Annotated in this window: 8 protein-coding genes and 1 pseudogene; 2 read left to right on the top strand and 7 right to left on the bottom strand. The window is 71.5% G+C overall.

Going from position 1 to position 12830, the window contains the following annotated elements; genetic code table 11:
- Positions 1-171 precede the first annotated feature (171 nt).
- The 3 genes from ACFYOS_RS18610 to ACFYOS_RS18600 form a co-directional block, all read right to left on the bottom strand.
- Positions 172-1161: a lipid II:glycine glycyltransferase FemX gene (locus ACFYOS_RS18610; protein WP_387142666.1), complete on the bottom strand. Its 990-nt coding sequence runs from the start codon at positions 1159-1161 to the stop codon at positions 172-174.
- A gap of 332 nt (positions 1162-1493) precedes the next feature.
- The gene (locus ACFYOS_RS18605) at positions 1494-2681 is read right to left on the bottom strand and encodes an aminotransferase class I/II-fold pyridoxal phosphate-dependent enzyme (RefSeq protein ID WP_387142663.1); all 1188 of its coding nucleotides are present in this window, start codon (positions 2679-2681) and stop codon (positions 1494-1496) included.
- Between the two features lie 220 nt (positions 2682-2901).
- Positions 2902-3321, bottom strand: coding sequence for a hypothetical protein (locus ACFYOS_RS18600; protein WP_387142660.1), 420 nt, complete (start codon positions 3319-3321; stop codon positions 2902-2904).
- A gap of 104 nt (positions 3322-3425) precedes the next feature.
- Here ACFYOS_RS18600 and ACFYOS_RS18595 point away from each other — a divergent pair, with 104 nt between their 5' ends.
- On the top strand, positions 3426-4520 hold the full coding sequence (locus ACFYOS_RS18595) for an LCP family protein (protein WP_387142657.1): 1095 nt from the start codon (positions 3426-3428) through the stop codon (positions 4518-4520).
- A gap of 42 nt (positions 4521-4562) precedes the next feature.
- Here ACFYOS_RS18595 and ACFYOS_RS18590 read toward each other — a convergent pair.
- Positions 4563-7069 (bottom strand): annotated as a pseudogene (locus tag ACFYOS_RS18590) (Tex family protein).
- Between ACFYOS_RS18590 and ACFYOS_RS18585 the strand changes: the two are divergent.
- Positions 7068-8579: a deoxyguanosinetriphosphate triphosphohydrolase family protein gene (locus ACFYOS_RS18585; RefSeq protein WP_387142654.1), complete on the top strand. Its 1512-nt coding sequence runs from the start codon at positions 7068-7070 to the stop codon at positions 8577-8579. The pseudogene ACFYOS_RS18590 and the gene ACFYOS_RS18585 sit on opposite strands and share 2 nt — an antisense overlap.
- Before the next feature lie 3 nt (positions 8580-8582).
- Here the strand turns inward: ACFYOS_RS18585 and ACFYOS_RS18580 are convergent, their stop codons facing one another.
- From ACFYOS_RS18580 to ACFYOS_RS18570, 3 genes are all read right to left on the bottom strand, one after another.
- Positions 8583-9728, bottom strand: coding sequence for an MBL fold metallo-hydrolase (locus ACFYOS_RS18580; RefSeq protein WP_387142651.1), 1146 nt, complete (start codon positions 9726-9728; stop codon positions 8583-8585).
- A 408-nt stretch (positions 9729-10136) separates the two neighbouring features.
- The gene (locus tag ACFYOS_RS18575; RefSeq protein WP_387142648.1) at positions 10137-10898 is read right to left on the bottom strand and encodes a succinate dehydrogenase/fumarate reductase iron-sulfur subunit; all 762 of its coding nucleotides are present in this window, start codon (positions 10896-10898) and stop codon (positions 10137-10139) included.
- The gene (locus ACFYOS_RS18570) at positions 10895-12829 is read right to left on the bottom strand and encodes a fumarate reductase/succinate dehydrogenase flavoprotein subunit (protein WP_387142645.1); all 1935 of its coding nucleotides are present in this window, start codon (positions 12827-12829) and stop codon (positions 10895-10897) included. Before ACFYOS_RS18570 ends, ACFYOS_RS18575 begins: the two co-directional genes overlap by 4 nt.
- Between the last annotated feature and the right edge of the window lies 1 nt (position 12830).

Genomic DNA, 12830 nt, shown 5'->3' with positions numbered 1-12830 from the left:
CGGCGTGTTCGGACCGACGGGGCGCCGTGGCGGGCCCGTTCCCGGCGCCGGTGGGCCGCGGGGAGTCTTGGTCAAGCCGGTGCGGACGGTAGGTGCCGGCGGTACCCGGGAAAGAGGCCGGATCTGGCGCACAATCCGACCATGCGCGGTGCTTTGCCGCCTATCGGGTGCTCAATCGCCTTCGGGTCTGCTGGAGGGCAAGGGGCGCCGGTACGTGGGGAAGAAGCTGTCGTCCGGTTGCCATGCCTCGTCCCGCCGCCGCCCTTCGGCCAGGTGTGCCCGCACCAGTGACTCGTACCGCTCTGCATCGAGCACGCGCGAGGCGACGTGATAGGGAAGCAGTCCCTGGGGGGCGAAGGCTTTCTTGTACCGGAAGATTCCGTCGTCAGGGGCGTACCCGCCGCCGAGCACGTAGCGCTCTTTCCCGCGTGCACGACCCCACCGCATCACCTCGAACTTCAACAGTTCGTTCGGGCGGAGGTCGAAAAAGGCCTCGTCCGTGCCGCCGAGATAGAAATAGAGGCTCAGGCCGGAGACCAGCACCAGTTCTGTCGAGATGACGCGCCCGTCGTGCAGGGCATGGAAGAAGGTGAACTGCCCGGGCAGATCGCGCACGATCGCCTCGAAGAACGAACGTGGGAAGTAGTAGCTCTCCGCCGCCTGTCGCCGGCGCATCGTGTCAGTGTAAATGCGTACGAAGTCGGTCAGTCGCCGGCCGTCCTCGTCGACCTCGATCTGCACCCCGCTACGCGTCGCCTTGTTGACGTTGCGCCGCACCTTTGACTCGAATGAGCGCCACAGTTGGTCCTCCGGCACGCGGAGGTCCACAACTACGTTGGTCAGTTTCTGGGTCACGAGCGCCGGCGGGGCGAGGCGCTCCGACTCGAACAGGGACAGCCTGGTGAACTCCGCGATGACGCGGCGTTCCCGGCAGACCTCGTCGAAGGCGCTCCAGAAGCTCTTGGCGTCAACGTCGGTTGCGCCGCTGGTGAAAGCGCCGGCGTAACCGTAGGCGCTGGTGATGTCGAAGCTCGGACGCCACTGTCCGCACAGGTGCGGAGCGTCGATCGGCCTGAGGACGAACGGGTAGAGAATGAATCCCGAATCGGTCTCTGCGAAGGCTGCGAGCGGTTGATCCCGTTCGGTGGCGAAGAGTCGCACGTAAGCTGGATCGGCGAAGACCTCGCGGGCCGGCCAGTTCGCACAACGTGAGCGCCATTCGGAAGCTGTTTCCGGATCCCGCGCATCCCATAGCGAAACTCGCATCGTAACAACCGTCCTTCCTTCGGCAGCTGCACCCTGCCCCCGGTGGGTCAGCTAATGCCTCTCCGGCGCCGCGGCAAATCGTTCTGGTTCTACCAGGAAAGGGAGTGGCTCGGAGCAGTGTTCCCGCGATCGCCTTCGCCGGCCGGGCACCCTGCCGTTCCAGAGCTGCGCTGATATTGCGGGCGACACGACGCTCCAGTTTCATCGCGTCGCTTCCGCGCGTCCCCTCAACGGCCGCCCAGGAACTGTCGGGTCGCGTGGAGGACGCGGACGATCTCGCGCTCGCTCAGCGCGGAGCCACTGGGCAGGACCAGACCGTCCGCGAAGAGTCGTTCCGCTGCTCCGGTGAGCAATGACCGCGCGCCGGCGAAGACCGGTTGCAGATGCATGGGCTTCCACACCGGACGGGTCTCGATCCTCAGTGCGCCGAGATGGTCGGCGAGATCCCGCGCTCGCCAGCCGGCGACGGTCGGATCGACGATGATCGCGGTGAGCCAGCAGTTGGCCCCCTCGTCCTCGTCCGCCAGCAGGCGGACCCCCGGGACCGCGGCGAACAGTTTCGCGTAGCGCTCCCGCAGGCGCCGACGCCGGGCCACCATCTCGTCCAGGCGGCGCAGCTGGGCCCTCCCCAAGGCGGCGAGCAGGTTGCTCAACCGATAGTTGTAGCCCACCTCGGTGTGCTCGTAGTGGGTGACCGGTTGCCGGGCCTGGGTCGACAGGTAGCGACAGCGGGCCGCGAGTGCGGCGTCGTCGGACAGCAGCATTCCGCCGCCCGAGGTGGTGATGATCTTGTTGCCGTTGAACGAGAGGACTGCCGCGCGGCCGAAGGAGCCGGCGGCGCGTCCGGCGTGGACCGCGCCGAGTGCCTCGGCGGCATCCTCCACCACCGGCACTCCGGCCTCCGCGCAGAGCGGCAGGATGCGGCCGTAGTCGGCGCAACTGCCGAAGATGTCCACGGGCAGCACGGCGGCGACCCGGCGGCCCCGTAGCTGCAGGTCACGGAGCAGATCGTGGAGGAGGTCGGGATCCAGATTGCCCGTCGCCGGCTCGCAGTCGACGAAGATCGGTTCCGCTCCGGTGTAGACCACGGCGTTGGCCGTCGCCGCGAACGTGAGGGTCGGCACCACCACGACGTCCCCGGGGCCGGCGCCGAGCGCGACCAGCGCCAGATGAAGTCCGGCGGTGCCGGAGGAGAGCGCCACCGCGTGCGCGCAACCGACCCGTTCCGCGGCCTCGCGTTCGAACGCGTCGAGGTCGGGGCCGACGGGCGCCACCCAACCGGACCGGAGCGCGTTCAGGACGTACGTCTCCTCGAGCGCGCCGACGTCGGGGGGCGACAGGAGGATCCGCTCGGCCGCCGGCTCGGGCCCGGCTTGGCGGACCACAGGTGCGCTCACCCGGTCCGGGAACGTCATTGGTCGACCTCCGGTGCTGATCGCGTTGCCCGGCACCGACCGGTCGGACCGGCTGGGCGGCTTCTCGGTGACCTAACGACAAAAGGGGCGCTTTGTGACTGTTTTGCCCGTAGTCATGGCAATGCGAGCGATTCGGTCATCGCCGCCTGGCTCCCGGCAGCGGGCACCGCACGGCGGCCCGACGCGCTCTCCTGGAGGCGCGGCGGACCACCCGGGGCGGTCAGGGCCAGTCGTTGCCCGCGTCCAGCCGGCGGGTGAGGAGCGCGCGGAGCGGGATGGACTCGCCGTCGCGTCCGCCCTGCCCGACGACCAGCGGCGCCGGCTGCGGCTGTGGGTCGGCGCCGAACAGGCGGGCCCGCAGGCTCGGCGGGACGGTCAACAGGTAGAAGCTCCCGCGCGCGTCGACGGCCCGGCTGCGGGCCCGATCGACGTACCACCCGGTAAGCCGGCTGCGGTACCGGCCGCCGCCGTGCCAGGGCCGGACGGTGAGTCGGGTGCGCCGCAGGCCGCGCCGGTCCGCCTCCGCCGCGAACCAGGCCACCAGCCGGGCGGCCTCCGCCGCCTCGTCGAGCCGGCGCCGCTCCTCCGCGGCCGCGTGCGCCCGTACCGCCCGCTCCCGCTGCGCACGCCAGTCGTCCATCGCGCAGACGGTACGCGACGTCAGGCGGTCGGGCCTGGACAGGGGGGCGACCATCTTTCCCGTTTTACCCCTTTATCACTTTTCATGGCGTACCCTCCGTTTCCATGGTGGAGAAGGTTCGTCCCGGCGAGATGGGGCAGACGTCGCGGCCGCCGTGGGACCCGAACGGGCACCTGGCCGGGCCGGGCGGGCGCCGCCGGCGGTGGTGGCCCCGGCGGCGTTTGGCGCAGGTGGCGGCGGTGATCGCGATCCTGGCGTTCGTGGTGATCGGCGGTGGTGGCCTCGGCAGCTGGCTGTACGTGCGGTCGCTGGAGAACCAGGTCGACAAGCTCGACGCGTTCCAAGGACTGCAGGAGGAGCAGCGGCCGGTACGGGCGGCCGATTCGGCGCTCAACTTCCTGGTGGTCGGCAAGGACCGGGCCGAGCCGGGCGACATCGTCTCGCGCACCGACACGATCATGCTGTTCCACGTGCCGCACAGCCGGGACCGGGCGCAGCTGATCTCGATCCCGCGGGACACCTGGACCACGATTCCGCAGTCGCTGCCGGAGGACGGCGGCGGGCCGGTGAAGGCGAAGATCAACGCGGCGTACGCGTGGGGCGGGGTGCCCCTGTTGGTCCGCACGATCGAGGGCTTCACCGGGGTACGCGTCGACCACGTCGTCGTGGTGGACTTCGAGGGCTTTGGCAAGGTCATCGACGGCCTCGGTGGCGTGGACGTCACCGTCGACGGGCCCTTCAAGTCCGACCTCGCCCCCGGCGGGGTCCTGCAGCCGGGGGTACACCACATGAACAGCGCCCTGGCGCTGGACTACGCCCGGCAGCGCAAGCAGTTCGCCGACGGCGACTACAGCCGGATGCGGCACCAGCAGGCGATCATCGCCGCCGTGGTGCAGGAGGCCACCAGCAAGGGCGTCGTGACCAACCCTGGACAGCTCAACGACTTCCTGCGGGCCACCGCCGGTGCCGTGCAGGTGGACCAGAACCTGTCGGTGTTCGACACCCTGTGGGGCCTGCGCCAGATCCGGGTCGAATCCATCGCCATGCTGACGAGCCCTACCACCGGCACGGGCATGGTCGGTGACCAGAGTGTGATCTTCCCTGACCTGGCCGCCTCGGAAAGGCTCTTCGCGGCGGTGAAGGACGACAGGATGGACGACTGGCTGACCCAGAACCGGTCCGCGGTCAACGGGAACTGAGTCGGCGGCCCGGGACCGACGGGGGTCCCAGGCCGCCGGTGGTCAGGCCAGACCGGCCCGGCGCAGCGCGTCGGCCATCGCGCTGTTGGCCGCTGCGGCCCCGCCCTGCCGCTGCTGCCGGCCACCCCGGTCGCCGCGCGTTGCCGCGCTCTGGCCACCGCGCGCTGCCGCGCTCTGGCCACCGCGCGCACCGCCCTGGTCGCTCCGCCGGCCACCGCGTTCGCGTCCGCCACCGTCGCCCTGCGGTCGCCCACCACTGCCCGAGGTCTCGTCGTCCAACCGCAGGGTCAACGAGATCCGCTTGCGCGGCACGTCCACGTCGAGCACCTTGACCCGGACCACGTCGCCGGACTTCACCACGTCCCGCGGGTCCTTCACGAACGTGTTCGACATGGCCGACACGTGCACCAGCCCGTCCTGGTGCACCCCCACATCGACGAACGCGCCGAACGCCGCCACGTTGGTCACCACGCCCTCCAGCAGCATGCCGGGGACCAGGTCACTGATCTTCTCGACGCCCTCGACAAACGTCGCCGTCTTGAACTCGGGGCGTGGGTCGCGGCCGGGCTTCTCCAGCTCGGTCAGGATGTCGGTCACGGTGGGCAGGCCGAAGGTGTCGTCGACGAACTCGGTCGCCCTGAGCCCGCGCAGGATGGTCGACTTCCCGATCAGCGCGCGCAGGTCCTGCCCGGTGTGCGCGAGGATCCGGCGCACCACCGGGTACGCCTCGGGGTGCACGCTGGACGAGTCGAGCGGGTCGTCGCCGCCGGGGATCCGCAGGAAGCCGGCGCATTGCTCGAACGCCTTCGGCCCGAGCCGGGCCACCTTCTTCAGCTCGGCGCGGGTGCGGAACGGACCATTGGCGTCCCGGTGCAGCACGATGTTCTCCGCCAGCCCGGCGCCGATGCCGGAGACCCGGGTGAGCAGCGGCGCGGAGGCGGTGTTGACGTCCACGCCGACCGCGTTCACGCAGTCCTCGACGACCGCGTCGAGGGAACGGGACAGCTTCACCTCGGACAGGTCGTGCTGGTACTGCCCGACGCCGATCGAACGCGGATCGATCTTGACCAGCTCGGCGAGCGGGTCCTGGAGGCGGCGGGCGATGGAGACCGCGCCGCGCAGCGACACGTCCAGCCCGGGCAGCTCCTGTGAGGCGTACGCGGAGGCGGAGTAGACCGACGCGCCGGCCTCGGAGACCACCACCTTGGTCAGCTTCAGCTCCGAGTGCCGCTTGATCAGCTCACCGGCGAGCTTGTCGGTCTCCCGGCTGGCCGTGCCGTTGCCGATGGCGACCAGCTCGACGCCGTGCGTCGCGGCCAGCTTCGCCAGGCTGTCGATGGCGGCGTCCCACTGCCGGCGCGGCTCGTGCGGGTAGATCGTGTCGGTGGCGACCACCTTGCCGGTGGCGTCCACCACGGCCACCTTCACGCCGGTGCGCAGGCCCGGGTCCAGGCCCATGGTGGCGCGGCTGCCGGCGGGCGCGGCGAGCAGCAGGTCGCGCAGGTTGATGGCGAAGACCCGGACGGCCTCCTCCTCGGCCGCCTGCCAGAGCCGCATCCGCAGGTCGGCGCCGAGGTGGATGAGGATCCGGGTACGCCAGGCCCAGCGCACCGTGTCGGTGAGCCACTTGTCGGCCGGGCGCCCCTGGTCGGTGACGCCGAACCGGCCGGCGATCCCGGCCTCGTACCGGGTCGGGCCGGTGACCACGGCGTCGGAATCGCCCTCGGCCTCCGGGTCCATGGTCAGGTCGAGCACGCCCTCCTTCTCGCCCCGGAACATGGCGAGGATCCGGTGCGAGGGGAGCTTGGTGTACGGCTCGGCGAAGTCGAAGTAGTCGGCGAACTTGGCGCCGGCGGTCTCCTGGCCGTCGCGTACCCGGGAGACCAGCCGGCCCCGCGACCACATCTGCTCGCGCAGGGTGCCGATGAGGTCGGCGTCCTCGGCGAAGCGTTCGATGAGGATGGCGCGGGCGCCCTCCAGCGCGGCGGCCGGGTCGGCGACGCCCTTGTCCGCGTCTACGTAGCCGGCGGCGACCGCCTTCGGGTCCTGTGTCGGGTCGGCGAGCAGCGTGTCCGCGAGGGGCTCCAGCCCGGCCTCGCGGGCGATCTGCGCCCGGGTCCGCCGCTTCGGCTTGTACGGCAGGTAGATGTCCTCCAGCCGGGACTTCGAGTCGGCCGCCATGATCTGCGCCTCGAGGGCCTCGTCGAGCTTGCCCTGGCCGCGGATGGACTCCAGCACCGCGGCGCGCCGCTCGTCCAGCTCGCGCAGGTAGCGCAGCCGTTCCTCGAGGGTGCGCAGCTGCGCGTCGTCGAGCAGGCCGGTGGCCTCCTTGCGGTAGCGGGCGATGAACGGCACGGTGGCGCCGCCGTCGAGCAGCTCCACGGCCGCCCGCACCTGACGTTCGGCGACGCCGAGCTCCTCGGCGATCCGCTGATGCACAGACTGGGTCACGATCTGATCCGCCTTCTCCGGTGGGTTCCGCCCTGCATTGTGCCGGGCCCCCCGGACGACTGCCGCCGGGCCCGGCCGCGCGCTAGCGTGGCGATCATGGAACCACCTCCCGACCCTCGGGCCCGGCGGCTGTTCGGCGGTAGCGCCCGGGCGCTGGGCGACCTGGCCGCCAGCCCGTTCCGGGCCGACCGGGACCGGATCGTCGCGTCCCCCTTCTTCGCCCGGCTGAACGGGGTGACCCAGGTGATCAGCCCGGGCGGGTCGGGCCTGCTGGTGCACAACCGGCTCACCCACAGCCTCAAGGTGGCGCAGGTGGCCCGGGCGATCGCCGAGCGGCTGACCGCCGACCCGGCACACCGCGACCTGCTGGAGAAGCTGGGCGGCTGCGACCCGGACGTGGTGGAGGCCGCCGCGCTCGCCCATGACCTCGGCCACCCGCCCTTCGGGCACCTGGGGGAGCGGGTGCTGGACCGGCTGGCCCGGCAGCGGCTCGGGCTGCCCGACGGCTTCGAGGGCAACGCCCAGTCGTACCGGATCGTCACCAGCACCGAGATCCGCGGTGCGGCCACCACCGGCCTGGACCTGACGGCGGCGGTCCGGGCGGCGATGCTGAAGTACCCGTGGACCCGGCTGGACCACCCGGATCCGCACCCGCGGCACCTCGACCCGGCGCCGCGCGGCGCGGCCGCCCCGCTGGACGACCCGCAGAGCGGGTCGGTGAAGTTCGGCGCGTACCGGACGGAGGTGGACGACCTGCGCCAGGCGCGGGAGCCGTTCGTCGGGCGGATCCCGGACTGGCAGCAGACCCCGGAGGCGTCGGTCATGGACACCGCCGACGACATCGCGTACGCCATCCACGACGTGGAGGACTTCTACCGGGTCGGGGTGCTCCAGCAGGGTGCGGTGGCCGCGGAGCTGATGGCCTGGCAGCGGGAGTGCGGGCACTTCCGCTCGATCACCGGGTCGGCCCTGACCGCGGCGGGGCGCCGGCCCGGCGCGGCCATCGAGCGGTTGCGCCGGCAGCTGCGCCGCAAGGACGCCTGGATCGCCGACGACGAGGCGTTCGCCGCCGCGGTCGAGCACGTCCGCGAGGAGCTGGTGGAGGGGCTGCTGGCGCTGCCGTTCGACGGCTCGATCGAGGCGGAGCAGTACGTCGCCCGCTTCTCCGCGCGCTGGTCCACCCGCTTCGTCGACGCCATCACGGTGACCCCGGAGCCGGACGTCCGCTCCGGGTACGTGCTGCTGGCCCCGGCGCAGTGGCACGAGGTGCAGGTGCTCAAGTTCGTCCACCACCGATTCGTGCTGGCCCGGCCCGACCTGGCGCTGCACCAGCGCGGCCAGGCGCGGCTGCTCGGCACGCTGGTGGAGGCGCTCTGGGAGTGGCTGCTCGACCCGGAGGAGGAGTCCCGGCTGCCCCGCCGGCTGCACGACCTGGTCGAGCTGGCCGAGGCGGAGCTGCACCCGCGTACGCCGGACCGGATCGGCCGGGCCCGGGGCCGGGCGATCGTCGACTTCGTCGCCCAGCTCACCGACGGGCAGGCGGTGGCGATGCTGGACTCCCTCTCGGGCCGCTCCGGCGCGCTCTGGACCGACGCGTTCGTGCTCTAGGCCTCAGGCGATCGCCTGCCACCAGCCGTCCACCGCCGGCGGCTCGTCGACCACCACCCGCTCGCCCGGGCGGGGCACCGCCAGCCGGACATCCCGGGCCTTCGCCTCGGCCCAGAGCCGGTCCACCGGCTCGGACCAGTCGTGCAGGGCGAGGTTGAAGGTGGCCCAGTGCACCGGGATGAACAGCCCGCCGCGCAGGTCGAGGTGGGCGGCGACCGCCTCCTCCGGGAACATGTGGATGCTCGGCCAGGCGCGGTCGTACGCGCCGATCTGCATGAGCGTGACGTCGAACGGCCCGTGCGCGGCGCCGATCTCCGCGTAGCCGTCGAAGTAGCCGGAGTCGCCGGTGTAGAAGACCTTGCGCCGCGCCCCGGCCACCACCCAGGAGCTCCACAGGGTGCCGTCGCGGCGCAGCCCGCGCCCGGAGAAGTGCTGGGCGGCGGTGGCGGTGAGGGTCAGCCCGCCGACGCGGTGACTCTCCGACCAGTCCAGCTCGACGATCCGCTCCTCCGGCACGCCCCAGCGCTCCAGGTGGGCGCCGACGCCGAGCGGCACCAGGAACGGCGCGGACTGCTGGGCGAGCAGCGCGCACACGGTCGCCATGTCCAGGTGGTCGTAGTGGTCGTGCGAGATCAGGATGGCGTCGAGGCGGGGCAGTTCCTCGAGGCGTACCGGCGGCTGGTGGATCCGGCGCGGGCCGACCAGGGCGGAGGGGGAGCAGCGGTCGCTCCACACCGGGTCGAGCAGCACCCGGTGCCCCTCGATCTCGAGCAGCGCGGAGGCGTGGCCGTACCAGACGACGGCCAGTTCCTGCCCGGTGTCGGTCGGCGTCGGGTCGTCGGTCGGGCGCAGCAGCGGGACGGGGCTGTCGGGCCGCCGCTTCTGCTTACCGAAGACCAGTTCCTTGAGCAGGTTGCGGCCCGGGTCCGCGACCATGGTGCGGGTGCTCGATGGGTTGTGGAAGGTGCCGTCCCGGAAGCGCGGGGAGCGGGCGGCCCGCTCCGCCCGGGCCCCGGTGAGCCGGCCGCCGAGCTGGGCGGGCACGTCCCGGGCCGCCCACGCCAGGCCGGCCACTGCGGCCAACCCGGCCATCCGCCACAGCCGCCCGCCGAGTGCCCGGTCCAGTTCCCGGTCCGCTGGTGCGCGCATGATCCGTCCCTCCGCCGTCGTCCGCAGTACACGGTATCCACCCGGCGCGCTGCCCCGTGAGCCGCGGGAGGTCACGGCGTGAGCAGCTCGACGCCTTCGTGCCGGAATGTCTCCTCTTGGATACCGACCATCGGATTGCTACCCGTGAGGGAGGGTTTGAACCCGCCGCGGTGAGGGCGCCGCAGAGGTGGCGAGCACCTTTGGAGCTGATGTCGCAGGCGACTCACCGCTGTCGCGCCGGCCGCCCTGCGCGGCGTTCGCGTGGGCGTTGGCCGGGCTGGCGACATCGCAGACGACTCAGCTCCAAAGGACGTCTCTGCACATCTGTCCCGGTCGGCTGGCCCGGGAAACGGACCGGCCGCCGCACCCTCGATGGGTGCGGCGGCCGGGGGTGGGTCGACGGTCGGTTCAGGAGCCCGGGGTGCCGGCGCGCTTGGACGACGCCTTGAGGTAGTCCCGGTTGAGCCGGCCGATGGTGTTCAGCGGGATGCCCTTCGGGCACGCCGCCGCGCACTCACCGATGTTGGTGCAGCCGCCGAAGCCGGCCTCGTCGTGCGCGTCCACCATGCCGATCACCCGCGTGTAGCGCTCGGGCTGGCCCTGCGGCAGCAGCGAGAGCTGGGTGATCTTGGCGGCGGTGAACAGCATGCCGGAGCCGTTCGGGCAGGCGGCCACGCAGGCGCCGCAGCCGATGCAGGCGGCCGACTCGAAGGCGGCGTCCGCGTTGGCCTTGGCCACCGGGGTGGAGTGCGCCTCGGGGGCGCTGCCGGTCGGGGCGGTGACGTACCCGCCGGCGGCGATGATCTTGTCGAAGGCGTTCCGGTTGACCACCAGGTCCTTGACGACCGGGAAGGCCCGGGCGCGCCACGGCTCGATGTCGATCGTGTCGCCGTCGGAGAACTGCCGCATGTGCAGCTGGCAGGCGGTGGTGCCGCGCTGCGGGCCGTGCGCCTCGCCGTTGATCATGAGGCTGCACATGCCGCAGATGCCTTCGCGGCAGTCGTGGTCGAACGCGACCGGCTCCTCGCCGTCCAGGATGAGCCGCTCGTTGAGTACGTCGAGCATCTCCAGGAACGACATGTCCGGGGACACGTCCTCGACCTGGTAGGTCACCATCTGACCCTTGTCCTCAGGGCCGTTCTGGCGCCAGATGCGCAGGGTCAGGTTCACTTGTAGCTCCGCTGCGTGGGGTGGACGTATTCGAACTTCAGGTCTTCCTTGTGCAGCACGGGCTGACCGGTGCCGGTGTACTCCCAGGCCGCCACGTAGGCGAACCGGTCGTCGTCGCGCTGCGCCTCACCGTCGGGGGTCTGGTACTCGGCCCGGAAGTGGCCGCCGCAGGACTCCTCGCGGTGCAGGGCGTCGATGCACATGAGCTCGGCCAGCTCGAAGAAGTCGGCCACCCGGCCGGCCTTCTCCAGCGACTGGTTGAGCCCCTCGCCGTCGCCCGGGACCCGGACCCGCTGCCAGAACTCGTCGCGCAGTGTCCGGATCTCGTCGATCGCCTTGCGCAGCCCGGCCTCGGAGCGCTCCATGCCGCAGTGCTCCCACATGATCTGGCCCAGCTCCCGGTGGAACGAGTCCACCGTGCGGTCGCCATTGATCGCCAGCAGCCGCTGGAGCCGATCCTCGACCTCGGTGCGGGCCGCCACCGCCTCGGGGTGGCTGGCGTCGACCTTCTCGAGCGGGCCGGCGGCCAGGTAGTTCGCCACGGTGCTCGGCAGCACGAAGTAGCCGTCGGCCAGGCCCTGCATCAGCGCCGAGGCGCCGAGCCGGTTCGCGCCGTGATCGGAGAAGTTGGCCTCACCGATCACGAACAGGCCCGGGATGGTCGACTGGAGGTCGTAGTCGACCCAGAGGCCGCCCATCGTGTAGTGCACGGCGGGGTAGATCCGCATCGGGACCCGGTACGGGTCCTCGCCGGTGATCCGCTCGTACATCTCGAAGAGGTTGCCGTACTTCGCCTCGATGGCCTCGCGGCCGAGCCGGTTGATCGCGTCGGCGAAGTCGAGGTAGACGCCGAGCCCGCCGGGACCGACGCCGCGACCCTCGTCGCAGACGTTCTTCGCGGCGCGGGACGCGATGTCCCGGGGGACCAGGTTGCCGAAGGAGGGGTAGATCCGCTCCAGGTAGTAGTCCCGCTCGTCCTCGGGGATGTCCCGCGGGGCGCGGTCGTCGCCCTTGGCCTTCGGCACCCAGACCCGGCCGTCGTTGCGCAGCGACTCGCTCATCAGGGTCAGCTTCGACTGGTGGTCGCCGGAGACCGGGATGCAGGTCGGGTGGATCTGCGTGTAGCAGGGGTTGGCGAAGTGCGCGCCCTTGCGGTGCGCCCGCCAGGAGGCGGTGACGTTGCAGCCCTTGGCGTTGGTGGAGAGGTAGAAGACGTTGCCGTAGCCGCCCGAGGCGAGCACGACCGCGTCGGCCATCTCGGTGGTGATCTCACCGGTGACCAGGTCCCGCACCACGATGCCGCGCGCCCGACCATCGACGATGACCAGCTCGAGCATCTCGTGGCGGGCGTTCATCTCCACGTTGCCCAGGCCGATCTGCCGCTCCAGGGCCTGGTACGCGCCGAGCAGCAGCTGCTGGCCCGTCTGGCCCCGGGCGTAGAAGGTGCGCTGGACCTGCGCGCCGCCGAAGGAGCGGGTGTCGAGCAGGCCGCCGTACTCGCGGGCGAACGGGACGCCCTGGGCGACGCACTGGTCGATGATGTTGACCGAGACCTCGGCCAGCCGGTGCACGTTCGACTCGCGGGAGCGGAAGTCGCCGCCCTTGACGGTGTCGTAGAAGAGCCGGTGCACCGAGTCGCCGTCGTTGCGGTAGTTCTTGGCGGCGTTGATGCCGCCCTGCGCGGCGATCGAGTGGGCCCGGCGCGGGCTGTCCTGGTAGCAGTAGGACTTCACGTGGTAGCCCTGCTCGGCCAGGGTGGCGGCGGCGGAGCCGCCGGCCAGGCCGGTGCCGACCACGATCACCGTCAGCTTCCGCCGGTTGGCCGGGTTGACCAGCTTCATCTCGAACCGGTGGCGGTCCCACCGGGTCTCGATCGGGCCGTCCGGAGCCTTGGTGTCGGCGATCGGGTCGCCTTCGGTGTAGAGATCCATG

Source organism: Micromonospora sp. NPDC005806, from assembly GCF_042871425.1.
Lineage (GTDB): Bacteria > Actinomycetota > Actinomycetes > Mycobacteriales > Micromonosporaceae > Micromonospora.
Note: the sequence above shows the minus strand (reverse complement) of the source record. Positions and strands in the feature narration are given on the sequence as shown.

What these genes read in the sequence shown, in the direction of transcription:
- ACFYOS_RS18600 (WP_387142660.1), bottom strand. Translation starts at nt 3,321, where the DNA reads ATGGACGACTGGCGTGCGCAGCGGGAGCGGGCGGTACGGGCGCACGCG.
- ACFYOS_RS18585 (WP_387142654.1), top strand. Translation starts at nt 7,068, where the DNA reads ATGGAACCACCTCCCGACCCTCGGGCCCGGCGGCTGTTCGGCGGTAGC.
- ACFYOS_RS18580 (WP_387142651.1), bottom strand. Translation starts at nt 9,728, where the DNA reads ATGCGCGCACCAGCGGACCGGGAACTGGACCGGGCACTCGGCGGGCGG.
- ACFYOS_RS18570 (WP_387142645.1), bottom strand. Translation starts at nt 12,829, where the DNA reads ATGGATCTCTACACCGAAGGCGACCCGATCGCCGACACCAAGGCTCCG.
- ACFYOS_RS18595 (WP_387142657.1), top strand. Translation starts at nt 3,426, where the DNA reads ATGGTGGAGAAGGTTCGTCCCGGCGAGATGGGGCAGACGTCGCGGCCG.
- ACFYOS_RS18605 (WP_387142663.1), bottom strand. Translation starts at nt 2,681, where the DNA reads ATGACGTTCCCGGACCGGGTGAGCGCACCTGTGGTCCGCCAAGCCGGG.